Annotated in this window: 25 protein-coding genes; 13 read left to right on the top strand and 12 right to left on the bottom strand. The window is 69.6% G+C overall.

Annotated features, from left to right (window positions below; translation table 11 throughout):
- The first annotated feature begins 142 nt into the window (after positions 1-142).
- The 5 genes from AUL35_RS04430 to hydA all read left to right on the top strand — a co-directional run bounded on the left by AUL35_RS04430 (position 143) and on the right by hydA (position 5,182).
- Entirely contained in the window at positions 143-853 is a 711-nt protein-coding gene (locus AUL35_RS04430; protein WP_062012416.1) for a GntR family transcriptional regulator, read from the top strand.
- Positions 854-1,007: 154 nt separating this feature from the next.
- Positions 1,008-1,793, top strand: a complete 786-nt coding sequence (locus AUL35_RS04435) for a transporter substrate-binding domain-containing protein (RefSeq protein ID WP_062012418.1) — start codon at positions 1,008-1,010, stop codon at positions 1,791-1,793.
- A 68-nt stretch (positions 1,794-1,861) separates the two neighbouring features.
- Entirely contained in the window at positions 1,862-2,536 is a 675-nt protein-coding gene (locus tag AUL35_RS04440; RefSeq protein WP_062012420.1) for an amino acid ABC transporter permease, read from the top strand.
- A gap of 25 nt (positions 2,537-2,561) precedes the next feature.
- Positions 2,562-3,779 carry a cysteine desulfurase-like protein gene (locus AUL35_RS04445; protein ID WP_062012422.1) on the top strand — a complete coding sequence of 406 codons (1,218 nt, stop codon included), beginning with the start codon at positions 2,562-2,564 and terminating at the stop codon, positions 3,777-3,779.
- The gene (gene hydA, locus AUL35_RS04450) at positions 3,776-5,182 is read left to right on the top strand and encodes a dihydropyrimidinase (protein ID WP_062012424.1); all 1,407 of its coding nucleotides are present in this window, start codon (positions 3,776-3,778) and stop codon (positions 5,180-5,182) included. Before AUL35_RS04445 ends, hydA begins: the two co-directional genes overlap by 4 nt.
- Before the next feature lie 15 nt (positions 5,183-5,197).
- On the opposite strand, the gene AUL35_RS04455 is transcribed toward hydA, so the two are convergent.
- Positions 5,198-5,638, bottom strand: a complete 441-nt coding sequence (locus tag AUL35_RS04455; RefSeq protein ID WP_062012426.1) for a hypothetical protein — start codon at positions 5,636-5,638, stop codon at positions 5,198-5,200.
- 309 nt (positions 5,639-5,947) lie between these two features.
- On the opposite strand from AUL35_RS04455, the gene AUL35_RS04460 reads away from it, so the two are divergent.
- The gene (locus AUL35_RS04460; protein WP_062012428.1) at positions 5,948-6,160 is read left to right on the top strand and encodes a cold-shock protein; all 213 of its coding nucleotides are present in this window, start codon (positions 5,948-5,950) and stop codon (positions 6,158-6,160) included.
- Between the two features lie 193 nt (positions 6,161-6,353).
- A complete protein-coding gene (locus AUL35_RS04465) occupies positions 6,354-6,575 on the top strand; it encodes a hypothetical protein (RefSeq protein WP_062012430.1) in 222 nt (73 codons plus the stop codon).
- Positions 6,576-7,047: 472 nt separating this feature from the next.
- Here AUL35_RS04465 and AUL35_RS04470 read toward each other — a convergent pair whose 3' ends face one another.
- The 5 genes from AUL35_RS04470 to AUL35_RS04485 form a co-directional block, all read right to left on the bottom strand.
- Complete coding sequence (locus AUL35_RS04470) at positions 7,048-7,227, bottom strand: DUF3606 domain-containing protein (protein WP_062012432.1); 180 nt, start codon at positions 7,225-7,227, stop codon at positions 7,048-7,050.
- 23 nt (positions 7,228-7,250) lie between these two features.
- A complete protein-coding gene (locus AUL35_RS22495; protein ID WP_192847043.1) occupies positions 7,251-7,415 on the bottom strand; it encodes a hypothetical protein in 165 nt (54 codons plus the stop codon).
- A 73-nt stretch (positions 7,416-7,488) separates the two neighbouring features.
- Positions 7,489-7,680, bottom strand: a complete 192-nt coding sequence (locus AUL35_RS04475) for a hypothetical protein (protein WP_062012434.1) — start codon at positions 7,678-7,680, stop codon at positions 7,489-7,491.
- A 148-nt stretch (positions 7,681-7,828) separates the two neighbouring features.
- Positions 7,829-9,346 carry a sodium:proton antiporter gene (locus AUL35_RS04480; protein ID WP_062012437.1) on the bottom strand — a complete coding sequence of 506 codons (1,518 nt, stop codon included), beginning with the start codon at positions 9,344-9,346 and terminating at the stop codon, positions 7,829-7,831.
- A gap of 104 nt (positions 9,347-9,450) precedes the next feature.
- Positions 9,451-9,720, bottom strand: coding sequence for a hypothetical protein (locus AUL35_RS04485; RefSeq protein WP_062012439.1), 270 nt, complete (start codon positions 9,718-9,720; stop codon positions 9,451-9,453).
- Positions 9,721-9,841: 121 nt separating this feature from the next.
- On the opposite strand from AUL35_RS04485, the gene AUL35_RS04490 reads away from it, so the two are divergent.
- Entirely contained in the window at positions 9,842-12,196 is a 2,355-nt protein-coding gene (locus tag AUL35_RS04490) for a DUF3772 domain-containing protein (RefSeq protein ID WP_062012441.1), read from the top strand.
- 13 nt (positions 12,197-12,209) lie between these two features.
- On the opposite strand, the gene AUL35_RS04495 is transcribed toward AUL35_RS04490, so the two are convergent.
- From AUL35_RS04495 to AUL35_RS04505, 3 genes are read right to left on the bottom strand one after another with little or no spacing between them, the layout of a single operon-like run.
- Positions 12,210-13,184 (bottom strand): carbohydrate kinase family protein, encoded by a 975-nt coding sequence (locus AUL35_RS04495; protein ID WP_062012449.1) that lies wholly within the window; start codon positions 13,182-13,184, stop codon positions 12,210-12,212.
- Positions 13,185-13,242: 58 nt separating this feature from the next.
- Complete coding sequence (locus AUL35_RS04500; protein ID WP_062012451.1) at positions 13,243-14,841, bottom strand: glycerol-3-phosphate dehydrogenase/oxidase; 1,599 nt, start codon at positions 14,839-14,841, stop codon at positions 13,243-13,245.
- 22 nt (positions 14,842-14,863) lie between these two features.
- The gene (locus AUL35_RS04505; protein WP_062012453.1) at positions 14,864-15,103 is read right to left on the bottom strand and encodes a hypothetical protein; all 240 of its coding nucleotides are present in this window, start codon (positions 15,101-15,103) and stop codon (positions 14,864-14,866) included.
- A 144-nt stretch (positions 15,104-15,247) separates the two neighbouring features.
- Here AUL35_RS04505 and AUL35_RS04510 point away from each other — a divergent pair, with 144 nt between their 5' ends.
- The 5 genes from AUL35_RS04510 to AUL35_RS04530 are packed head-to-tail and all read left to right on the top strand — an operon-like array spanning position 15,248 to position 20,813.
- The gene (locus AUL35_RS04510) at positions 15,248-16,567 is read left to right on the top strand and encodes an NAD(P)H-dependent oxidoreductase (RefSeq protein WP_062012455.1); all 1,320 of its coding nucleotides are present in this window, start codon (positions 15,248-15,250) and stop codon (positions 16,565-16,567) included.
- Positions 16,568-16,598: 31 nt separating this feature from the next.
- Complete coding sequence (locus AUL35_RS04515; RefSeq protein WP_062012457.1) at positions 16,599-17,651, top strand: thiamine pyrophosphate-dependent dehydrogenase E1 component subunit alpha; 1,053 nt, start codon at positions 16,599-16,601, stop codon at positions 17,649-17,651.
- 25 nt (positions 17,652-17,676) lie between these two features.
- Positions 17,677-18,690, top strand: a complete 1,014-nt coding sequence (locus tag AUL35_RS04520; RefSeq protein ID WP_062012459.1) for an alpha-ketoacid dehydrogenase subunit beta — start codon at positions 17,677-17,679, stop codon at positions 18,688-18,690.
- A gap of 3 nt (positions 18,691-18,693) precedes the next feature.
- Positions 18,694-20,103 (top strand): acetoin dehydrogenase dihydrolipoyllysine-residue acetyltransferase subunit, encoded by a 1,410-nt coding sequence (locus AUL35_RS04525; protein WP_062012461.1) that lies wholly within the window; start codon positions 18,694-18,696, stop codon positions 20,101-20,103.
- A gap of 50 nt (positions 20,104-20,153) precedes the next feature.
- The gene (locus AUL35_RS04530) at positions 20,154-20,813 is read left to right on the top strand and encodes an HAD family phosphatase (protein ID WP_062012463.1); all 660 of its coding nucleotides are present in this window, start codon (positions 20,154-20,156) and stop codon (positions 20,811-20,813) included.
- 93 nt (positions 20,814-20,906) lie between these two features.
- Here AUL35_RS04530 and AUL35_RS04535 read toward each other — a convergent pair whose 3' ends face one another.
- The 3 genes from AUL35_RS04535 to AUL35_RS04545 all read right to left on the bottom strand — a co-directional run bounded on the left by AUL35_RS04535 (position 20,907) and on the right by AUL35_RS04545 (position 22,189).
- Positions 20,907-21,251 (bottom strand): hypothetical protein, encoded by a 345-nt coding sequence (locus tag AUL35_RS04535; RefSeq protein WP_156417831.1) that lies wholly within the window; start codon positions 21,249-21,251, stop codon positions 20,907-20,909.
- Between the two features lie 127 nt (positions 21,252-21,378).
- The gene (locus AUL35_RS04540) at positions 21,379-21,756 is read right to left on the bottom strand and encodes a hypothetical protein (protein WP_062012467.1); all 378 of its coding nucleotides are present in this window, start codon (positions 21,754-21,756) and stop codon (positions 21,379-21,381) included.
- Positions 21,757-21,850: 94 nt separating this feature from the next.
- Positions 21,851-22,189 (bottom strand): hypothetical protein, encoded by a 339-nt coding sequence (locus AUL35_RS04545; protein WP_062012469.1) that lies wholly within the window; start codon positions 22,187-22,189, stop codon positions 21,851-21,853.
- Positions 22,190-22,301 lie beyond the last annotated feature (112 nt).

Raw genomic sequence — 22,301 nt, forward strand, 5'->3', positions numbered from 1 at the left:
ACGCGCACACTGCCGCTTAAAGTGCATGCAGTTTGCTGCTGGATCGTGCGCTTTGTCTGCGTCGCGGCGCTTGGGTGCCGCTGGGATAAGCTGGTATGAGAGGCGCAACCTTGTCCGCGTCTTCCAGGAAATCTCTGCCCGAATGGATGCCTCCGACCGCGCCGCCGCCATCTGCCGGGCCATCCGGCGCGCCATCCTCGAACAGGCGCTCAGCCCCGGCGACAAGCTACCCGAGGACACGCTCGGCGAGCGCTTCGGCGTCAGCCGCACGATCGCGCGCCATGCGCTCGGCCAGCTCGCCTCGGAGGGGCTGGTCGAGCTTCGGCGCAACCGCATCGCCCTGGTCGCCACGCCCTCCTTCGAGGAGGCGCGCGACGAGTTCGACATCCGGCGCGAGCTCGAACGCCTCGTCGTCCGCGCGCTCGCCGGCAGCCTGACCCCGGAACAGATCGCCGAGCTGCGCGCCCACGTGGCGGACGAGTCCGAGGCGCGCGGCGGCCCGGATGCCAACTCGATCCGCCTCGCCACCGAGTTCCACGTGAGGCTCGCCGAGATGGCGGGCAAGCCGACGCTCCTGCGATACGTGCGCGAGATCGCCTACCGCTCCTCGCTCTCGCTCGCGACCTTCGGCCGGCCCCATTCCACGGAATGCGCCATCAACGAGCACGGGGCGGTGATCGACGCCCTGGAGGCGGGCGACGCCGAGCGGGCGGCCGCGCTCATGGCCCATCATCTCGACCAGGTGGCCGAGCGGGCCTTTCTGCGCGCGACGCCCGCGCGCGGCGACCTCATGGAGATCCTGGGACCCTATGCCGAGGCCGAGCGCGGCGGCGCCCGCCCGCGCGGGGACTGACGGCGTATCTTTTCGCTTGGCGGCGGGCCGAAACGAGCATACGTTTTGGTCGTCGAAGTGCATGCAGAAGATATGATCGATCGTTGGGCATCGCCTGCGCGATAGGTGTGCAGGCCGCCTGTTTCCCAGTCAGCTTCCCGTGGAAGGAGCCGCCATGATCCGCAGGACCTTTGCCGCCGCCCTCGTCGCCGCTCTCGCCCTCACCGGCGCGGCCTCCGCCAAGACCCTGACGGTCGGCGCCAACATCGGAAACGTGCCCTGGGAGTTCCAGGACGCCTCGGGCCAGACCGTGGGCTTCGAGGTCGAGCTCATGCGCGAGGTCGGCAAGCGCCTGGGCTACGACGAGGTCTCCTTCGAGAACATCCCGTTCAACGGCCTCTTCTCGGCCGTCCAGTCGGGCCGCATCGACGCGGCGGTCTCCTCGATCACCATCACCAAGAAGCGCCTGGAGTCGGTCTCCTTCGCTCAGCCCTACTACGACAGCGACCAGTCGCTCTCGGTCCTCAAGGCGTCGGGCATCGAAAACCTTGCGGGCCTCAAGGGCAAGGTGGTGGGCGTCGACACCGGCTCGACCGGCGACATCTGGTCGACCCAGCACCAGGGCGAGTACGGCATCTCCGACATCCGCCGCTTCGAGGGTCTCGCCCCGGCCATGCTGGACTTGGCCGCCGGCCGCATCGACGGCTACATCTCCGACATCCCGGCCGTCGCCTACTACATCAAGGACAAGCCTCAATACGCCGTGGTGGAGCGCATCCCGACCGGCGAGCAGTATTCGGTGATGTTCGCCAAGGACTCGCCGCTGGCGGCCGAGGCCTCCAAGGCGATCGGCGAGCTGAAGAAGGACGGCACGCTCGCCAAGCTGCACGAGACCTGGTTCGGCAGCGCGCCCGACGCCTCGACCTCGACCGCCCGCGAGGCGGAGATGCCCAAGCCCTGACACGCTGACGCTCGCGGACCCGCCCCCGCCCGGGCGGGTCCATCCCGACCGCCGACATTCGAGACCCGATGGACATCGTCACCACCTTCTTCAACGTCGACGTCCTGTGGAACTCGTTCCCGCTGCTGCTCGGCGGCCTCGGGCGGACGGTGCTCCTCGGTTTCCTGTCGATCGGGCTCGGCCTTCTCGGCGGCCTCGGCCTCGCGCTCGCCCGCCTCTACGGCCGCAAGCCCGTGCGCTGGCTAGCCATCAGCTACATCGACGTCTTCCGCGCGCTGCCCGTGCTCGTCTGGCTCGTGATCGTCTACTACGCGCTGCCGTTCCTGGGCATCCGCTTCTCGCCCTTCTGGGCGGCGACCTTCGCGCTGTCGACCGTGTCGAGCGCCTATGCGGCGGAGATCTTCCGCGCCGGCATCGAGGCCATCCCGCGCGGCCAGTTCGAGGCGGCCGACGCGCTCGGCCTCCACGCCTGGGCGCGCATGCGCCGGGTGATCCTGCCCCAGGCGATCCGCATCGTGATCCCGCCGCTCACCAACAACTCGATCAACGTCCTGAAAGACACCGCGCTCGCCTCGGTCGTGGCGCTGCCCGACCTCCTGAAGCAGGCGACGCAGGCCCAGGCGCTCGCCGCCAACCCCTCGCCGCTGATCGGGGCGGCGATCCTATACCTCCTCATCCTCCTGCCGCTCGTGCGCCTCGTCTCGCGCTTCGAGCAGCATTCGGCCCGCCAGCAGGCGCGCTGACCCCAGTCCCATGAAAGCCAGTCCCATGTCGCTCGATCTCGACTTCGTCCGCTCGCAGTTCCCCGCGCTCGGGGGTGAATGGATCTTCATGGACAATGCCGGCGGCAGCCAGGTGCTGCGCGACGCGGCCGCCCGCGTGTCGGACTATCTCCTCAACACCAACGTCCAGACCGGCGCTACTTACGAGCCGAGCCGCGTATCGACCCAGCGCGTCGCCGAAACGCGGCAGGCCTTCGCCCGCTTCATGAACTGCGACGCGAGCGAGATCGTGGAAGGGCCGAGCACCACGATCCTCCTTCGCTTCCTGTCGGAGGCGATGACAGGCCGCCTCCAGCCGGGCGACGAGATCATCCTCACCAATGTCGACCACGAGGCCCATATCGGCCCCTGGCTGCGCCACGCCGAGCGCGGCGTCACGATCAAGTGGTGGCGCTGCGACCCCGAGACCTTCGAACTCGACCTCGATGACCTTCGCGCCCTGATGACCGAGCGCACCAAGCTCGTCTGCGTCACGCACGCCTCCAACATCCTGGGCACGATCAACCCGATCGCCGAGATCGCCGACATCGTCCACGAGGCGGGGGCGGAACTGGCGGTGGACGCGGTCGCCTACGCCCCGCACCGCGCGATCGACGTCCGGGCGCTCAAGGCCGACTACTACGTCTTCAGCGTCTACAAGGTGTTCGGGCCGCACCATGCGGTGATGTACGGCCGGCGCGACAGGCTGGAAGCGCTCGACAACATCTACCACTACTTCTTCGACAAGAGCCGGGTGCCCCACAAGCTGGAGCCCGGCAACATCAACTACGAGGCGGCCTGGGGCTCGGTCGCGGCGGTCGACTACGTCGCCGAGCTTGGCCGGCAGGCCGACGGCTCGACGGGCCGCGCGGCGATCGAGGCGGGCTTTGCCGCCATCGCCGAGCAGGAACGCGTCGTCACCGAGCGCCTGATGGACTTCCTCGCCTCGCGCAACTCCGTGCGCGTCATCGGGCGCCGCTCCACCGCCGTCGAGGATCGCGTCTCGACGGTGTCCTTCACGGTGGGCGACGAGAACTCCAGGCGCATCGTCGAGGCCGTGGACCGCGCCCATGTCGGCATCCGCCACGGCGACTTCTACGCCCGCCGCATCGTCGAGGAGCACGGGCTGCTCGAGCGGGGCGGCGTCGTGCGCGTCTCGATGATCCACTACAACACGGTGGAGGAGGTGGACCAGCTGATCGCCGCGCTGGAGCCCGAGCTGTGACGCTGGATCTGGCGATCCGCGGCGGCACGATCGCGACCGCATCGGATGTCTTCCGCGCCGAGGTGGGCATCCGCGACGGGCGCATCGTCGAGATCGCGGAAAGCGTCGGCGAGGCGCGCGAGAGCGTGGACGCAGCCGGCCGGCTCGTCCTGCCGGGCGGCATCGACAGCCATGTCCACATCTCGCAGCCCTCGGGCGCCGGCATCCGCATGGCCGACGACTTCGAGAGCGGCACGCGCTCGGCGCTGATGGGCGGCAACACCACCGTCCTGCCCTTCTGCCTGCAGGGCAAGGGCCAGTCGCTGCGCGAGGCGCTCCAGGGCTACCATGCGTTGGCGCAAGGGCAGTGCTACACCGACCACTCCTTCCACCTCATCGTCTCGGACGCGACGCCGTCCGTGCTGGGCCAGGAACTGCCGGCGCTGGTGGCCGACGGCTACACCTCCTTCAAGGTCTTCATGACCTACGAGGACCTCCGGTTGAACGACGCCGAGATCCTCCAGACCATGGACACGGCGCGCCGCACCGGCGCGCTGGTCATGGTCCATTGCGAGAACGAGGACGCGATCCGCTACCTCGTCGGCCAGCACGAGGCGCGCGGCGACGTCGCACCCCGCGCCCACGCCACGACGCGGCCCGTGGCCGTCGAGCGCGAGGCAACGCACCGGGCCGTCAGCCTCGCCGAGGTCGTCGACGTGCCGGTGGTGATCGTCCACGTCTCGAACGGGGCGGCCCTTGGAGAGATCCGCGCGGCGCGGGCGCGCGGCCGGCGTGTCGTTGCCGAGACCTGCCCGCAATACCTCGTGCTCACCGCCGCCGACCTCGAGGGCATGGACTGGGAGGGCGCGAAGTTCGTGTGCTCGCCGCCGCCCCGCGACGCCGCCGAGCAGGTGGCCTGCTGGACCGGCCTCGAGAACGGCGACTTCGACCTCTTCTCCTCCGACCACTGCCCGTTCCGCTACGACGACGTGGAGGGCAAGCTGAACCCGCGCGGGCGAACGAGCTTCCGCCATGTGCCGAACGGCATACCGGGGGTCGAGACGCGGCTGCCGATCCTCTTCTCGGAAGGGGTGATGAAGGGCCGCATCGATCTTTCCCGCTTCGTCGCGCTGACGGCGACCAACCACGCGCGCATCTACGGCCTCGCCACCAAGGGTTCGATCGCGGTCGGCATGGACGCCGACATCGCGATCTGGAATCCGGAGGCGCGCCGCACGATCCGCCACGCCGACCTTCACGACGGCGCCGACTACAGTCCCTACGAGGGGCTGGAGGTCATGGGCTGGCCCGAGGACGTCATCCTCGGCGGCCGGGTCATGGTGCGCGGCGGCGCGCTGGTCGGCGAAAAGGGCGCGGGGACCTACCGCCCGCGCGCGCTGTCGAGCCTCGCGCGGGTGACGTGAGCGCCCGCAAGAGTCTCAAGGCAGGTCGCGGACCTTTCGAAGCTGGATCCGAACCGGCTGGCCGCCGACCGTGATGTCGTAGGTCGCCGTCTCGTCGATGGCGACCGGCAGCTCGAACCGGATTTCCAGCGCCTGTCCGCCGTCGAGGCGCTGGCCGGTGACCAACTGGGTTTCACCGAGCGCGCGCATGGACGCGATCCCGTGGACGCGTCCCTCGTTCACCCCATAGGACCCGTCATAGGTGCCGCCGGTCACGTCCACGCCGCTGACGATGCCGTGGCCTACATAGAGCGAACCGCGCCCGCCGCCCGCTGCGCCGACGAACCGGACGGCGTAGAGCGCCGGCGTGACGACCTCGCCTGAAGCCTCGGAGCGCTGCGCCTGGGCCGGAACGGCGACGGTCGCCGCAAAGGCCGGCAAGGGCACCGCCATCGCCAGCACGAAGGCTCCCGTCACCTATCGCATCGCTCGAGACCTCCTCGGCATGGCCGTCCTGCAGAGAATCTGGATCGCAACCGGTGCGGGTGAAGGTGCCGCGACCGGTCTTTCCGAAAAGCTGCGCCCAGGAAATCGAACAATCCGCTGCGTGGGGGTTGCGCAATGTTTTGAAAGAGCCCACAGTTACAGGGTCGATAGACGGCCGGAACTTTTGGCCCCGCGCTCGCCAGTGCAGCGCCTTGCTTTCAAGCTTCTTCCTGAACACTCGATCTGCAACGGATGGCAGCTCATGCCAGCCGACGAGAACTTTATTCTGAAAGGTATCCCATGACGACGGGAACCGTGAAATTCTTCAATCACGACAAGGGTTTTGGCTTCATCGCGCCGGACGACGGCAGCAAGGACGCCTTTGTCCACATCAGCGCGATCGAGCGCTCGGGGCTGAGCGGCCTGCAGGAAGGCGACAAGGTCAGCTTCGAGCTGGTCGCCGACCGCCGCACCGGCAAGATGGCCGCCGAGAACCTCCAGTCGATCTCCTGATCGCGCACCTCCGAGGCTCCCTGCGAGCCCGGACGGCCTAGTCTCCTCCTCTTTTCCCCGACCACGGATGGACTGGCGGCCGAGAAGGGCGAGGGGTCTTGCTTCACCGACCGAAGGCCCCGTTCCGACGAGGAAGCGGGGCCTTTTCGTATCAAGCCGTCGCGGCTGCGGCCGAGACCGGAAGGACATTCCCATGGATCGTTCGACGACACCCAAGACGCAGGCCGAACGCCTCTTCATTCCTCACGACAACCGGCCCGAGAAGGGATCGGCGATGCGGACCATCGCGGCGCAGGCCGCCGCGACGCAGGACAAGACGGCGAGATTGCGAGCCCTCCGCCTCGCGCACGAGGCCACGATCGTCGTGGCCCCCGAGCCGAAGAAGCGCGCCTCGCGCGCCAAGAAGAGCGCCTGAGCGCTCGACGCATTTCAGGACCTTTGGCAGCATCGGTGCGTTCGTCGCCGTCGGTGGGTGCGCGTCAGTTCTTGCGTGTCTGGCGCGCGGCCTATCGCGCGTCGCGTCTGACCTTCCCGCGCGGCCTCACCTTCCCGCGCCTGTGCCCTAAGCCGATTTGGCTCGAATGCGGGGGACTGGGCCGCCAACTCCTTCGCCGTGGCGCGCTCCGCCTTGAGCCGGGCCTGCCGCCAAGCCGGCTTCTCCTCGCGCTGCCGGCGCCGTAGGCAGCCACGACGGCGGCACGCTCGGCGCGGACGCGTTTGAAGGGCCGGGTCGCCCTGCTGGGCCTTCGTATTCACAGCTCTGCGGCGTCCAGATCGGCCTTTGATCTCCTCTCCCTGACAGCAAACGGGCCCGGTCGCTTTCGCGACCAGGCCCGTGGGTGCAGGAGTGTCGGTGGACAGGGTGAGGGAACAGCCCCGCCGGCCTGTCAGGCGTTGCGAGCCGCCATGTAGGTATCCAGCTTCCGGCGCGAGGGCCCGTATCGCTTGATGATCGTCTTGGCCTCGCCGGGCGGGATACCGTACTTCTTGGCGAAGGCTTCCGGTTCGTAGGGCTCCTCGTGGGAGGCCTTGCCCGGCTTGGCCGGGGTCTTGCTTTGGTTGGTCATGGCAGCACGTGCCTTTCCCCGCGTCAGTTCGCGGAAGAGGAAGTGGTGTCCGGCACATCCTCGCGAGCGTCGCGCGACGCGGCCTCGGAATCGCTCTTGGCCGCCTTGGCTGCCGCCTTCTCCGCCTTCTTGGCGGCCTTGGCCTTGTCACGCTCCTGGCGCTCGAAGTTGTAGTTCGGTGTCCGCATGAGGATCGGTCCTTGAGTGCCGGTAAAGCGTATATGGGGACGATCAGGCCGCTTCGCCCGGATCGACCGCGACTTATTTGTCGAATTCCGCGCCTCCGGCCGCCTCGGCCAGCCGGACCTCGGCCAGTCGCCGACGCTCCCGGACCGCCATGATCTCGGCTTCGAGCTTGGATGCGGCGGGATGCGTCCGCTCCGACCCGTCGGTGGTCACCACGAGGTGCCAGTGACCGGAGATGCAGCGGATGGTGGTGGCAGGAAGGGGCATGCGCGTCGCCTTGTCGGAGTGATCGGGCGACGGATCGCAACGGGATGGTCGTAGCCGAGGAGCCTTGCGTCAGGGCGACCGGACGCGCGGCCCCGGGCAGATGTTTCAACGCCCCGGCCGCTCCGACGCCCCGCGGGCGCTTGCCCCGTCACAGAGGCCGGGCGCTCATCTCCAGCCAGTCGAGTTCCTCTTCGACGCGGCGATAGGCCTCGTCACCGATCGTGCCGTCGTCGCGCAAGAGCCCGATCTCCCGGCGCGCAGCCATCACCATGCGCAGCCGAACGTGGTTCTCGGGTCGCTCGCGCAGGTCCGCTCCCTCCATCGCCTGGGACAGCGCCTCGGCATATTCCTCGGCGATGCGGCGGGCGGCGGGGGAGGTGTCGCCGTCGAGCTCGGCCAGGCCCGCCTTGATCACCGTCTTGCGCGCGCGGCGCAGCTCGCTCTCCACGGTCCGGTCCTCGGGCAGGCGCAGGAAGCGCAGGAGCGGGCCCAGCGTCAGCCCCTGGATGAGAAGCGTGCCGAGCACCACCACGAAGGCGGCGAGCTGCATGAAGTCGCGATAGGGGAAACCCTCCGGCAGCGCGATCGCCGCCGCCAGCGTGACGATGCCGCGCATGCCCGACCAGCCGATCACCAGCGAGGGGCCGATGCCGGCCTGGTCTTCGTCCGCCGCCTCGCGGCGCAGCTGCCGCAGCCCGTGATGGGCCGCGACCCAGGCGAGGCGCACCACGATCACCACGACGAGAAGCAGGAGCGACAGGCCGATGAAGCGCTCCTGCTCGGCCACGGTCAGCGCCTCCAGGATGGGCCGCAGCTCCAGCCCGATCAGCGTGAAGGCGAGGACGTTGAGCACCACGGTCACGGTTTCCCAGACCGCGAAGGAGGTGACGCGCAGATGCGCGCGCATGGCGTACTGCGTGCCGCGCGCCACCGTGATCGCGAAGACCACGACGGTGATGACGCCCGACAGGCCGAGCCGCTCGGCCCCGAGCCAGGCGCCGAAGGTCACCACGAACTGGAAGATCGTGGCGCTCGGCCCGTCGGTCATGCGCCCGATCAGGCGGCGCGTGACCTGCGCGAACAGGAAGCCCGCCACCGCGCTGCCGATGAAGACGAGGCCGAAGGCGGGCAGCGCCTCGCTCCAGGCAAATCCCCCTGCGGCCACCGCGCCGAGGCCCAGACGGTAGATCAGCAGCGAGGAGGCGTCGTTGAGAAGGCTTTCCCCTTCCAGGATGACGCGCAGCCTGTAGGGCGGGGCGACCGCGCGCAGGATCGCCAGCGCCGCCACGGCATCCGGCGGGGCGAGCAGCGCACCGAGCGCGATCGCCGCGCCCCAGGGCATGTCCGGCAGGGCGAGGTGCACGACGAGCGCCACGACCAGCGTCGTCAGCCCGACCGCCACCAGAACCAGCGAGGAGACCTCCAGCCAGTTGCGCTTGAGGTCGCGCAAGGACGAATCGTAGGCCGCGTCCGACAGGACCGGCGCGACGAAGAGCGCGAGGATGAGGTCCGGCGGCAGCTCCAGGCGCGGCCCGCTCGGCAGGAAGGCGAGAAGCGCGCCGCCCAGCGCGAGCAGCGTCGGATAGGGCACGCTCAGACGTCGCGCCAGCATGGACAGGAGCGTCGCGCCGAAGAGAAGCGCGAGAAGGGACTCGAAGACGTGCATGGGGCCCCCGGGGTGCGGTTGGCGCCGAGACGCGGCGGCATGGTCCCGTTTAGCCGCTCGGGGCGAGCGCGATCAACGCGCCGTGAGCCCGGCTTGATCGATCGTCAGCCGTCCGGCCGGAAGCCGAGGACGAAGGCCACGACGGCTTCGGCCGGCATCTCGCAGGGCAGGAGGCGCAGGCCTTCCTCCAGCCGGTAGACGTTGGCGCTGACGCGCCCCGGCCCGCCGAGCTCCTCGCCCCAGAGCCAGCGGCGGCGCCCGTCCGGCGACCGGTTGAGCGTGACGCCCCAGCGGCGGCCCTCGAACGCGCCCTCTCGAAAGCCTTCCGGCAACAGGTCGAGGGCGCGGGCGAAGGCGTCGAGGTCGAGGCTCATGCCGGTTCAACGTCGCGGGGCGCGAGGCGGTTCGTTTCGGGAGCCTTGCAATAAAACCTCCGCATTTGCCCGGCAAAGGGCCCCCGCGTCCCGTTCCGGGGGGAGGGGACGCGCCGTCATCATGGGGATACGTGCCGCCTTGCAGAACCGACGCCTTGCCGCCTTCGTCGCGCTGATCGCCCTTCTCGTTCCGCTCCTTCTCTCGCCCGCGCGCGCCCAGGACGTGCCGGACGGGGCCAAGGCGCCGATCGCGACGCTCGACCAGCAGGCCGCCGAGCTCGCCGCCGTCCAGGCGGCGGCCAACGCCGCCGGCACGGACACGGACGCCAAGGCGGACCTGCGCGACCGGGCGATGGCGGTGGGGAGCGCCGCCAACGACGCGGCGGCGCTGCTCGTTCCCGAGCTCGACGCCGCCAATGCCCGGCTCACGGAGCTCGGAGAGGCGAGCGAGGGCGAGGCGCCCGACGTCCAGGAGCAGCGCACACGCCTCACCGCCCAGCGCGACGCCGTGGACTCGGCGATCAAGCGCGGGCGGCTGCTCGCCGCCGACGCCAAGGACACGATCGACCGCCTGATCCGCGAGATCAACGAGGCCTTCAACCGCGACACGTTCCGCAAGGTCGCCTCGCCGCTCTCGCCGCTTCTGTGGCAGACCGTCGCGCGCAACCTGCCCGATGACCTGGCGCGGCTGCGCGACTTCACGCACGACAACGTCACGCGCCTTCTGGAGACGCGCACCTCCTCGCGCATCGCCGTGGTGCTCGGCGGGCTCGGGCTGGCGCTCCTGATCCTCGTGCCCGTGCGGCGCTGGCTGCGCGACGCGGGCCGCAACTTCGCGGTGCGCCAGGTGCCCGCGACCCGCGCGCGGCGCTCGGGGCTCGCCCTCTGGTTCGTCCTCGTCGGCACCCTGATCTCGACGCTCGGCGTCTCGGCCCTGTTCCTGGCGCTCTACTGGGCGGACATGCTGACCAACGCCACGCGTCCGCTGCTCGAGGTCCTGAGCGTCACGGCCGGGGTCGGCGGCTTCGTGGTGTCGCTCGGCGCGGGCCTTCTTCTCGTCGGCAAGGCCTCCTGGCGTCTCCTGCCCATCTCCGAGGAGACGGCCGAGAGCCTTCGCTTCCTGCCGCTCGCCACAGCCCTCGTCTCGTTCTTCGCCGTGTTCCTGATCGAGGGCGGCAACGCGGTGGGCGTCAGCCGCTCGGCCGTGGTGCTTCTCAACGCGGTGGCCGCGCTCGCCTATGTCGCGCTGATCGTGACCGTCCTCGTCACGCTGGGCCGCGTCCGGCGCCGGCAGGACGACGAGGTGCGCGAGCCGGGCGGGGCGACGACCTGGGTGACGCTCGCCACCGTCGCGGCGTGGATCTGCGTGGCGGTCAGCCTCGCGGCGGCGCTTCAGGGCTATGCGAACCTCGCGCTCTTCATCAGCCGGCAGACGATCTGGACCGCCGTGGTCGCGGCCGCGGCCTATCTCCTTCTCGTGGTGGCGGACGACCTGTGCACCACGATGTTCGCGCCCGAAAGCCGGCTCGGCCGCGCGCTCCACGCGAGCCTCGGCTTGCGCAAGTCCCAGGTGCGCCAGCTCGGCGTCGTCCTGTCGGCGCTCCTGCGCATCGCGATCCTCGTGCTCGCCGCCCTTCTCCTGTCGGGGCCGCTCGGGCCCGGCGCCTCGTCGCTCTTCTACCAGTTCGGCTCGTCTGCCGAGATCCGCATCGGCGGCTTCACGATCGTGCCGGGCGCGATCCTCAAGGCGGCGGTCGCGCTGGCCATCGGCATCACCTTGATGCGCGGCGTCCGCCGGTGGCTGGACGAGCGCTACCTGCCGGCGACCGACCTCGATCCCGGCGCGCGCAACTCGGTGTCGACGATCGTCGGCTATGCCGGCATCATCCTCGCGAGCTTCTGGGCGCTGACCTCGCTCGGCATCGGCATGGAGCGCATCGCGCTCGTGGTCTCGGCGCTGTCGGTCGGTATCGGCTTCGGCCTTCAGGCGATCACGCAGAACTTCGTGTCGGGCCTGATCCTTCTGGCCGAGCGGCCGGTGAAGATCGGCGACACGGTGCGCATCGGCACCGACGAGGGGGACGTGAAGCGCATCTCGGTGCGCTCAACCGAGATCCAGATCGCCGACCGCTCGACCCTGATCGTCCCGAACTCGGAGCTCATCACCAAGCCCGTTCGCAACATGACCATGGCGAACCCACTCGGCCGCATCCAGATCAGCTTCTCGGGTCCGCTGGAGGTCGACGCCGAGGCGGTGCGCCGCACCGTGCTCGCGATCTTCGAGGACCACGAGGCGGTGCTGTCGGAGCCGGCGCCCAGCCTCTTCATCGACGGGATCGAGAGCGGGCAGGTGCAGTTCAAGGCGTTCGCCTTCGTGTCCGCGCCGCGTCTCGTCTATTCCACGCGCTCGGCGCTCCTGTTCTCGATCCTCGGGCGCTTCCGCGAGGAGGGCATCCCGATCGTCAAGCCGGCATGAGGGGCTTCGAACCTCAGGCGACGAGGCGCGGCAGCGACACGGCGGAGCGGCGCGTCGGCGTGGCGGTGAAGGCCTGCGTGTGCTCGAAGGAGCGAACGCCCGCCTGACTGCCGAGGCCGGTGGCGTTGAGCGCCGAGGTCGCCTGGGCGAAGCGCACCATGGTCTCGGGGTCCATGCCGTGCACGAGGCCGGTGGCGATGCCGGCGTTGAAGGCGTCGCCGCAGCCGCAGGAGCAGACCATCTGGATGTCGAAGGCCGGCATCAGGAAGCGGTCGCCGTTGGCGTGGCGATAATAGGCGCCGTTCTCGCCGAGCGTCAGGATGCAGCAGGTGACGCCCCGGTCGAGGAAGAAGCGCGCGACGTCCTCGATATCCTCGAGACCCGACAGGACGCGCGCCTCCTCGATCGAGGGGAGGAAGTAGTCGGTGTAGGGCAGGAGGCCGACGACGTTGGCGAGATCCTTCTCGGCCGCCGCGAAGACGTCGACCGTGGTCAGCGCGCCGCGCCGCTTGGCCTCCGCGAAGAGCCGCGCCGAAGGCTCGCCGTCCATGCGGTCCATGAGGCCGACGCCGCCCAGATGCACGACGGTGGCGTCGAGCATCTGGTCGAGGCTGTCGTCACTCACCGCGAAGGCGCCGGTCGCCCCCCGCATGTGCAGCGCCGGGCGCGAGCCGTCGGCGCGCGTCAGGATGATCGAGGTCGAGGTGCCGACCCCTGCGCAGCGCTGCATGAGCGAGATGTCGATGCCGAACTGCGCCATGCGGTTCAGCACCCAGTCGGCCATCAGGTCGTCGCCGACGCCGCCCACCGCCAGGCACTTCAGGCCGTGCTTGGCGGCGGCCACCACGGCCGCGCCCGCCGCGCCGGACACGGCGATGTCGATCTGCGGGATGAACGCCGTTCCGCCGCCGGCCGGGATCTCGCCGACGGGGCGGCCGAGGCAGTCGAAGGTGATGAAGCCGATCGAGGTGTAGTCGTAGCGCGCCATGGTCCGCGTCTCCTCCCTTATGCCTGCGGCGGGGCCCCTTTCCAGGTCCCGCGAATGTCTAGTGAAGCGTTGCCCGCGCGCTCTCGATGATCGCCTCGACCTCGGCGTGGGCCGCCTCGCTCGCGCGGCCCGTCAGCGCGATCTCGGTGCGCCGGCGCAGGATGTCGTCGGCGGTTCGCACCAGCTCGTGCCGCGCGATCCAGCGGATTTCGGCGTCGTGGTAGTCCGGCAGCGCGCGAAGCGTCGCGCCGTCCGAGGCGCCGATCGCCTCGGCGACGGGCCGGGCCCGCGTGCCGTAGCGCAAGAGAAGCCGCTCGCCGACGGATGCGCGCGCGAGCCGGTCCAGTTCGGCCGCGAGTTTCGCGCGGCCGCGCGCGTCCACAGGGAAGTCGCGGCCCCCGCCGATGGCGAGATCGGCCGTGGAGGCGCGCCGCGCGCGCCCGAGATGCCCGAGCACGCGGTCGGCGGCCTCTTCCGAGAAGCCGCGATAGGTGGTCCACTTGCCGCCGATCAGCGACAGGACCGGCACGTCCGTGCCCGGCAGCTTGTCCTCGCCGAAGGAGTGGTCGCGACTGATCTCGCCGGGATTGTCGACATCCGCGCGCGGCAGCGGGCGCACGCCGCAGAAGCTGTAGACGACGTCCTCGCGCCCGATCGCCATATTCGGAAAGACCTCGGCCACGACGCCGATCATGTAGCCGATCTCGTCCTCGCTCACCTCGGCCTCGTCGGGGTGGGCGACCGGAATGTCGGTGGAGCCGATGAGGACACGGTTCTTGAAGGGGTAGAGGAGGTTCACGCGCCCGTCGGCCGAGCCGAAATAGACCATGCGACCGTTCAGCGCCGCGAGAAGGCCGGGGTGCTCCACCACGACGTGGCTGCCCTTGGTGCCGCCCATGTAGCGGCTGTTGAGGCCGAGCGCCGCGTTCACGTCGTCGATCCAAGCGCCGCCGGCATTCACCACGAGGTCGGTGGTGACGCGCTCGCGCCGGCCCGTCAGCCGGTCCTCGATCTCGATCACGCCGCCCGCTTGGCCGCGCGCCGTGCAATAGGTTCGGATGCCGCTCCCCGGATTGTCGGCGAGCGCGTCGAGCGCGATCTCGAGGCCGAGCCGCTCGGCGTGGTCGAGCCGCGCCTCGTAGTAGAGGCCGACCGCCAGGATGCCCGGATCGAGGCCGGGCAGGAGGCGCTGCGCCTCGCGCCGGCCGACGAAGCGATGCACGGGCATGGCGCGGAAGCGCCGGCCGAAGATATCGTAGAGCGTCAGGCCGAGCGCGGTGATCAGCCGGCCGCGGTCGTTGAGCCTGGCCTTGAGGCCGAGGAAGCGCCTGGCGGAGGGCACGATGCCGCCGAACCAGGAGCGCACGGGCAGGGCGGTCTCGAGCGGCGCCACGGCGTGCGGCGCGTTGCGCAGGAGGAGGTTGCGCTCCTCCGCCGACTGGCGAACCAGGCGGAACTCGCCGGTCTCGAGATATTTCAGCCCTCCGTGCATCAGGCGCGAGGAGGCCGCGCTCGCGCCCCCGCACAGGTCTCCCCGGTCCACGAGCAGGCAGTCCACGCCCTGCAGGCACAGGTCGCGGAACGTGCCGATGCCGTTGATTCCCCCGCCGACGACGAGAACGGGAACGTGGCGGATGTCGGAGGGTGAGGCGTCCATGGCGGTTCTGAAGCGGGGGCGTTCAGGACACGATCGCGACCTTGATCGCGTCGCCGCGCACGGCCGTGTCCAGCGCCTCGTTGATCGAGGTGAGCGCGAGACGATGCGTCAGGACGGGCCCGGTGTCGAGCGGTCCCGTGGCGATGAGGTCGGCGACGTCGCGAACCGGAGGCGCGTCGCCCGGGAACTCGCGGCGGAGCGCGGATGGGAAGCGCACGCCCATGGCCCGGCGGCTGGTTGGAATGGCCACGCCACGCGCCACCGTCTCGCTCCTGCGACCCGCATTTCTTGCCAGCGACGAGCGCGGGACATGCGTTTTCCCGACAGGGGAACGGCGTAAAATGACGCTGTGAACTGTTGTCTTTCACCTAATACAAATGTATCTTTCTCGCATGGAGGACGTCCGATGAGCATTCTGCAGGTGGGCCTGGCGGCCGAGCTTCAGGCCTATGCCGACCAGCATGGTCCGGTGACCGTGGGTCTGGCCGGCTCCGGCCAGATGGGCACCGACATGGTGGTGCAGCTGACCCTCATGCCGGGCGTGCGCCTGGGCGCCCTGTCGGAGCTGAACATCGCGGGCGCGGAAAGCGCGCTGCGCATGGCGGGCTCGGAATTCTCGCGCGCCTCGAGCGCCGGCGACATCGACCGCGCCATCGAGGGCGGGCGCGTCGCGCTCACCGAGGACTACAAGGCGCTGTGCTCCAGCGGCCGGATCGACGTCATCATCGACGCCACGGGCAACCCGAACGTCGGCACGCTGATCGCGCTGGAGGCGTTCCGCAACGGCAAGCACGTCGTGATGCTGAACGTCGAGGCCGACATCACGATCGGCCGTTTCCTGCGCGAGGAGGCCGCCAAGGCCGGCGTCATCTACACGGGCGCGGCGGGCGACGAGCCGGCGGCGACCGTCGAGATCATCGGCTTCGCCCAGTCGCTCGGCTTCGATATCGTGTGCGCGGGCAAGGGCAAGAACAATCCCCTGAAGTTCGATGCCACGCCGGACGCCTACGAGGAGGAGGCGCGCCAGCGCAACATGAACGCGCGCATGCTGGTGGAGTTCGTGGACGGCTCGAAGACCATGATCGAGATGGTGGCCGTCGCCAACGCCACGGGCCTCGTGCCCGACGTGCCGGGCATGCACGGGCCGGCCGCGACGCGCGACGAACTCGCCTCCGTCCTCTGCACGAAGCAGGACGGCGGCGTCCTGTCGGGCCCCGGCAAGGTCGACTACTCCATCGGCAAGGGCGTCGCGCCCGGCGTCTTCTGCATCGTGAAGCCGAAGCATGATCGCGTGCTCGAGCGCATGAGCGATCTCAAGATGGGTCCCGGCCCGAACTACACGATCTTCCGGCCCTACCACCTGACCTCGCTCGAGGTGCCGCTCTCGGCGGTGCGTGCGGTGGTCAAGAAGACGCCCGACCTCGTCCCCGCCGAGCGCCCGGTCGCCGAATGCGTGACGCTCGCCAAGCGCGACCTGAACCCGGGCGACACGCTCGGCAAGATCGGCGAGTACGACTATCGCGGCTTCGCGATGACTTGGGAAGGCGCGCGAAACGAGGGCGCCCTGCCGCTGGGTCTGGCCGAGCGGGCCCGCGTCATCAAGCCGATCAAGGCCGGCGAGAAGCTGACCTATGCCAACTGCGAGCCCGACGACAGCCTCGTGATCACCCAGATCCGCCGCCGTCTCGACCAGGCCGACGGCCGGTTCGCGACGCAGGCCGCGTAGAGCAGACCCACCCCGCAAGGAGCCGATTCCCATGTCCGCCATCCCGCGCAGCTCCGAGGTCGCAGACGCCGCCTCCCAAGGCGTGGCCCCGCGAGGCGGCGACAACCGGCCCTTCGCCTTTCGGCACTTCCCGGCCGAGGTCCTGAGGGACGCGCTGCGCCAGATGCATCTCATCCGCCGCTTCGAGGAAGGGGCGGAGGAGAGCTACATGCGCGGCCTCATCCACGGCACGATGCATCTCTCGATCGGCCAGGAAGCCTCGGCGGTGGGGGTCTGCCTGCCGCTCACCGAAACCGACCAGATCACCTCGACCCATCGCGGCCACGGCCATTGCATCGCCAAGGGCGCGGAGGTGGGGAAGATGTTCGCCGAGTTCTTCGGCAAGGAGACGGGCTATTGCCGGGGGCGCGGCGGCTCCATGCACATCGCCGACGTCGCCAAGGGCAATCTCGGCGCCAACGGCATCGTGGGCGGCGGCCTGCCCATCGCGGTGGGTGCCGCGCTTTCCATGAAGATGCAGCGCCGGCCCGACGTCGTCGTCTCCTTCTTCGGCGACGGCGCCAACAACGAGGGCGCCTTTCACGAGGCGCTGAACATGGCCTCGATCTGGAAGCTGCCGGTCGTGTTCGTGTGCGAGAACAACAAGTACGGCATGTCGGTCTCGACCGAGCGCTCCACCGCCGTCAAGAACATCGCCGAGCGCGCGGTGGCCTACGCGATGCCGGGCGTGACCGTCGACGGCAACTCGCTGTCGGACGTGTCGGAAGCCTCCGTCACGGCCATAGAGCGCGCGCGTCGCGGCGAGGGGCCGACGCTGATCGAGTGCAAGACCTACCGCCATCGCGGCCATTCCAAGAGCGACCGCAACCGCTACCGTACCAAGGAGGAGATCGATGACTGGATCTCGAAGGATCCGATCGGTCGCTTCGAGGCGGAGATGCTGGAATACGGCGTGGTGAACGCGGCTGCGATCGACGAGATCCGCGCCGGCGTCGAGCGCGAGATCGCGGAGGGCATCGAGTTCGCCAGGAACTCGCCGTCCCCTGACCCGTCCGAAGCGACGCGTTTCGTCTACACGGCCTGAACAGCCGACCCCAAGGAATCCCCGGATGAGCGAACTTGCGAACGCGGCAGCCGGCCGCGAGCTTTCCTATGCCCAGGCGATCCAGGAAGCGATCGCCATCGCCATGGAGGAGGACAGCCGCGTCTTCATCATGGGCGAGGACATCGGCGTCTACGGCGGCGCCTTCCAGGTGACGGGCGACCTCGTGCACCGCTTCGGCGCCGAACGCGTGATCGACACGCCGATCGCCGAGCTCGGCGGGGCAGGGGTTGCGGTGGGCGCCGCGCTCACCGGCATGAAGCCGATCTACGAGTTCCAGTTCTCGGACTTCGCGACGCTCGCCATGGAGCAGATCGTGAACCAGGCGGCGAAGCTGCGCTTCATGCTCGGCGGCAACGTCTCGGTGCCGCTCGTGATGCGCTTTCCCGCGGGCTCGGGCACGGGCGCGGCCGCGCAGCACTCCCAGAGCCTCGAAGCCTGGCTCGGCCACGTGCCGGGCCTCAAGGTCCTGCAGCCCTCGACGCCCCACGATGCCAAGGGCATGCTGCTCGCCGCGATCGACGACCCCGATCCGGTGATGATCTTCGAGCACAAGATCCTCTACAAGATGAAGGGCCTCGTGCCGGAAGGGCGCTACACGGTCCCGATCGGCAAGGCCGCCGTGGTGCGCGAGGGGCGGGACCTGACGATCGTGGCCAGCGCCATCATGGTCCACAAGGCTCTGACCGCCGCGGAGGAGCTGGCCCGCGACGGGATCGACGTCGAGGTCGTCGACCTCAGAACGATCCGTCCGATGGACCGCGAGACCATCATCGCGAGCGTCATGAAGACCGGGCGCCTCGTCTGCGTCTACGAGGGCGTGAAGACGCTGGGCGTCGGCGCCGAGATCGCGGCCATGATCGCGGAGAGCGAGGCCTTCGATTATCTCGACGCGCCGATCGTGCGGCTGGGGGGCGCGGAATCGCCCATCCCCTACAATCCCGAGCTGGAAAAGGCGGTGGTGCCGCAGGTTCCCGACATCCTTGCGGCCGTGCGCTCGCTGCACAAGCGGGAGCGCTGAGCCATGCCGACCGAGGTGATCCTGCCCAAGGTCGACATGGACATGGCGACCGGCCAGATCTCGCGCTGGTTCTACCGGGAGGGCGACCGGATCAAGAAGGGCGAGCCGCTCTTCGAGATCGAGACCGACAAGGCCGCCATGGAGGTCGACGCGCCGGCCAGCGGCACGCTGCGCGACGTGACCGGGGCGGAAGGCGTCGATATCGCCATCGGTGCGGCTGTCGCCTGGATCTATGCCGAGGGCGAGCGCTACGAGGCCGCGCCCACCACCGGGGCCGGCAAGCCGGAGGCGGTCGGGCCGGATCCGGATGTCGAGGTGGACTCGGGGCCCGTCACGCAACGAGACGTGGCAGTCGTCGCGGGCCGGGCTGAGGACGCGACGCAGCCCATCACCGCGTCGGACGGCTCGCGTCGCGGCGTTCGCGCCACCCCACTCGCCCGGCGTCTCGCGCGCGAGCATGGCATCGACCTCTCGACGCTGACGGGTCGTGGCCCGTGCGGGCGCATCGGGCGCGAGGAGGTCGAGGAGGCGGTCGCCGCGCGCCGAAGCGAGACCGCCCCGGCGCCTGCCTCGGCCAACGGCCCGGTTTCCTCACCCGTGTCCCCCGCTCCGGTCGTGGAGAGGAGCGCCGAGCAGGCGCCCCGCGCGGCACCCGCGAACCCGCCGCTCAACGCCGTCTGGCTGCGGCAGGGCGCGGGAACGCCGGTGATCCTGATCCACGGCTTCGGCTCCGAGCTCGCGAGCTGGCGTCCGATGCTGTCCGAGATCGCGGACGACATGCCCATCCTCGGCATCGACCTCCCCGGGCATGGCGGCTCGGTGGACCGCGAGGCATCAAGCTTCGAAGACCTCGTCGCGGCGGTCGAGGACACGATCCGTGCCTTCGGCATCGCGTCGGCCCATCTCGTCGGCCACTCGCTCGGCGGCGCGGTGGCGGTGGCGGTGGCGGGCGGCATCGCGCTGGAGACGCGCTCGCTGCTTCTGGTCGCGCCCGGCGGCTTCGGGCCGGACATCGACACCGGCTTCACGGACGGCTTCGCCCGCGCAAGCGAGGAGCCGGCGGTGCGCGCCTGGCTGCACCACCTCGTCGCCGACCCCGCCGCGCTGTCGGACGGCTTCGTGCGCGCGACAGCGCGAGGCCGAGCCGACGGACGCCAGACCCTCGCGCAGACGAGGCTCGCAGGCCGGCTCTTTTCGAACGGCACGCAGCATTTCGACGTGCGCCGGCTCGTGGGCGAGCTGTCGATGCCGGTGAAGATCGTAGTGGGCGCCGAGGACCGCGTGCTGCCGGCGCGCCACTTCACCGGGCTTCCCGGCCGCATCGCCTTGCACATCTTCGCCCGCACCGGCCATATGCCGCAGATCGAACAGCGGGCCGAGGTCGCCCGGCTCCTGCGCGAGCTCGCCCGCTAAACCGACGCCGCCCGGCCCGATCGAGCGGCGCGACAACCGAAAGACGCGGCATGGCGCAGTTCGACCTCATTATCTTCGACTGCGACGGGGTGCTCGTCGACTCGGAGATCCTGGCGCGCCGCGCGGTGCAGTCCGTCTTCCGCCAGGCGGGAATCGAGATCACCGCCGAGATGGTGGACGCGGTGGTCGGCATGAAGTTCGCCGACCTCCTGGCCGGGCTCGAGGAGCGCACGGGCCGCAAGCTGTCGCAGGACTACCATCCGCGCTTCTGGAGCGAGACCAAGGCGCTGTTCTCGGCCGAGCTCCTGCCGGTGCCGGGCGTGGCGGACTTTCTGGAGCGCTCGACCCTGCCGCGCTGCGTCGCCTCCTCCTCGGACCACGAGCGCATCCGCCACAGCCTCAGCGTCACGAAGCTCGACCGGTTCTTCGGAGCGGATGCGATCTTCTCCTCGCACGACGTCAGGCGTGGCAAGCCCGAGCCCGACCTCGTGCTGCACGCAAGCGCCCGCATGGGTGCCCAGCCGGAGCGCTGCCTCGTGATCGAGGACTCGCGCTTCGGCGTCCAGGGCGCGAAAAGCGCCGGCATGACCGCCTACGGCTTCCTGGGCGGGGCGCACCTCCTGGCGAACTCCGGCGAGGCGCTTCGCGCGGCCGGCGCAGACTTCGTCGCCCGCACCTGGGACGAGATCGCCGCCGAGATGATGGGCTGACGGTTTCCGGGCGCCTATCGGAAGGTTCGGCCCGGCCGCAGCGGCGACAGGCCGTCATGGTTGCCGCATCCCGAAGGAGAGCTGCGGCGGCTTTCAGGGAACGATGCCGATCGGGCCGTCGTCGTCGAGCATGCGCCTCGCCTTGGGCGGCGCTTGGTGTTTCATCGTGAGATCCTCGAGCCACCACGGCCATTCGGACGCTCGAGGCGCGTCGCGGCCGTGGCCGTGGCCCTGGCCGAGCCGATAGCCGTCGTTCCAATGGCGGTAGGCGGGGCCGTTGCCGCGGTCGCTTCCGAGGTTGCCGTTGCCCTGACCGGAACCCGTGTTTCCGTTCCCGTTCCGGTCGCCCGCATTGTTGTTGCCGTTGTTGTTGCCCGAGTTGCCGTTGCTGTTCCCATTTCCGACGTTGCCATTCCCGTTGCCGTTCCCCTGTCCCACGGCCGCCAGGCCGGCGCAGGGCGATGCCGCCGGCACGACGGTCGCGAGGATGAGCAGGACACGGAAGTGGAACGCGAATGCTCCACGGAGCGCCGCCGCCTCGGCCGGGCGACGCCCCGCAGAGACGTCAAGGCGTGTTGCCGTTTCCGTTGAAGTTGCCGTTGCCGGCTCCAACGTTGCCGTTGCCATTGTTCAGCCCCCCGTTGAAGTTCCCGTTGAAGGAACCGAGGTTGTTGTTGCCGCTGGTCGGTGACGTGTTGCCGTTGCCGTTGAAGGCGCCGACGTTGCCCGTGCCCGAGTTGAAGGCGCCGACATTGCCGGTCCCGGAGTTGAACGCGCCGTAGTTGCCGCCCGTCTGAGGCCGGCCGTTGCCGTTGCCATTCCCGTTGCCGTTGCCGATCCCGGTATTGCCGTTGCCACTTCCGATGCTGATGGCGAAGGCGGGTTGAACCGTGCCGACGAGCACGGCGGCCAAGGTCCAGCCGGCAATATGCCTGATGGTCATGTGGACCTCCTCTTCTCGTGGAAACGCCGCCGGCCGCAGGTCCGCCCTCGCGTGAAGGAGAGAGGCGGCGCCTGCGGTCGGCGGACGGTGCCGATCAGCGGTTCATGTTGCCGTTGAAGTTGCCGCTGAAGCCGCCGTAGTTGCTGTTGCCGTTGCCGTTGCCGTTCAGGCCGCCTGCGTTCAGGTTGCCGTTGAAGTTGCCGTTGCCGATGCCGTAGTTGCCGTTGCCGTTCAGGTTGCCGTTGCCGATGCCGTAGTTGCCGTTGCCGTTGAAGTTGCCGTTCAGGGCACCGTGGTTGCCGTTTCCGTTTCCGTTGCCGTTGCCGATCCCGACGTTTCCGTTGCCGTTGCCGTTGCCGCTCCCCACCGAGGCGGCGCTCGCGACGGCGGTCAGGGCGAGGAAGGCGGTGGTGACGAGAACCATGCGTTTCATGACTGATCTCCAGGAGGTTTGAGTTGCGGTTGCGCCGGTCGCCGATCGGTGCCGACGCCGCCATCAGAGCCCTCCGGTCCCGAACCCGCCATTCGGGTCGGACTGCATGTGC

The sequence above is a fragment of the Aureimonas sp. AU4 genome, from assembly GCF_001463765.1.
In the GTDB taxonomy this organism is placed as follows: domain Bacteria; phylum Pseudomonadota; class Alphaproteobacteria; order Rhizobiales; family Rhizobiaceae; genus Aureimonas.

Coding starts and splice junctions, on each gene's coding strand:
- AUL35_RS04545 (WP_062012469.1), bottom strand. CDS start 22,189: ATGAAACGCATGGTTCTCGTCACCACCGCCTTCCTCGCCCTGACCGCC.
- AUL35_RS04445 (WP_062012422.1), top strand. CDS start 2,562: ATGTCGCTCGATCTCGACTTCGTCCGCTCGCAGTTCCCCGCGCTCGGG.
- AUL35_RS04440 (WP_062012420.1), top strand. CDS start 1,862: ATGGACATCGTCACCACCTTCTTCAACGTCGACGTCCTGTGGAACTCG.
- AUL35_RS04525 (WP_062012461.1), top strand. CDS start 18,694: ATGCCGACCGAGGTGATCCTGCCCAAGGTCGACATGGACATGGCGACC.
- AUL35_RS04430 (WP_062012416.1), top strand. CDS start 143: ATGGATGCCTCCGACCGCGCCGCCGCCATCTGCCGGGCCATCCGGCGC.
- AUL35_RS04530 (WP_062012463.1), top strand. CDS start 20,154: ATGGCGCAGTTCGACCTCATTATCTTCGACTGCGACGGGGTGCTCGTC.
- AUL35_RS04510 (WP_062012455.1), top strand. CDS start 15,248: ATGAGCATTCTGCAGGTGGGCCTGGCGGCCGAGCTTCAGGCCTATGCC.
- AUL35_RS22495 (WP_192847043.1), bottom strand. CDS start 7,415: ATGCGGACACCGAACTACAACTTCGAGCGCCAGGAGCGTGACAAGGCC.
- AUL35_RS04460 (WP_062012428.1), top strand. CDS start 5,948: ATGACGACGGGAACCGTGAAATTCTTCAATCACGACAAGGGTTTTGGC.
- AUL35_RS04475 (WP_062012434.1), bottom strand. CDS start 7,680: ATGCCCCTTCCTGCCACCACCATCCGCTGCATCTCCGGTCACTGGCAC.
- AUL35_RS04490 (WP_062012441.1), top strand. CDS start 9,842: ATGGGGATACGTGCCGCCTTGCAGAACCGACGCCTTGCCGCCTTCGTC.
- AUL35_RS04435 (WP_062012418.1), top strand. CDS start 1,008: ATGATCCGCAGGACCTTTGCCGCCGCCCTCGTCGCCGCTCTCGCCCTC.
- AUL35_RS04540 (WP_062012467.1), bottom strand. CDS start 21,756: ATGACCATCAGGCATATTGCCGGCTGGACCTTGGCCGCCGTGCTCGTC.
- AUL35_RS04480 (WP_062012437.1), bottom strand. CDS start 9,346: ATGCACGTCTTCGAGTCCCTTCTCGCGCTTCTCTTCGGCGCGACGCTC.
- AUL35_RS04515 (WP_062012457.1), top strand. CDS start 16,599: ATGTCCGCCATCCCGCGCAGCTCCGAGGTCGCAGACGCCGCCTCCCAA.
- AUL35_RS04495 (WP_062012449.1), bottom strand. CDS start 13,184: ATGGCGCGCTACGACTACACCTCGATCGGCTTCATCACCTTCGACTGC.
- AUL35_RS04485 (WP_062012439.1), bottom strand. CDS start 9,720: ATGAGCCTCGACCTCGACGCCTTCGCCCGCGCCCTCGACCTGTTGCCG.
- AUL35_RS04520 (WP_062012459.1), top strand. CDS start 17,677: ATGAGCGAACTTGCGAACGCGGCAGCCGGCCGCGAGCTTTCCTATGCC.
- AUL35_RS04470 (WP_062012432.1), bottom strand. CDS start 7,227: ATGACCAACCAAAGCAAGACCCCGGCCAAGCCGGGCAAGGCCTCCCAC.
- AUL35_RS04500 (WP_062012451.1), bottom strand. CDS start 14,841: ATGGACGCCTCACCCTCCGACATCCGCCACGTTCCCGTTCTCGTCGTC.
- AUL35_RS04465 (WP_062012430.1), top strand. CDS start 6,354: ATGGATCGTTCGACGACACCCAAGACGCAGGCCGAACGCCTCTTCATT.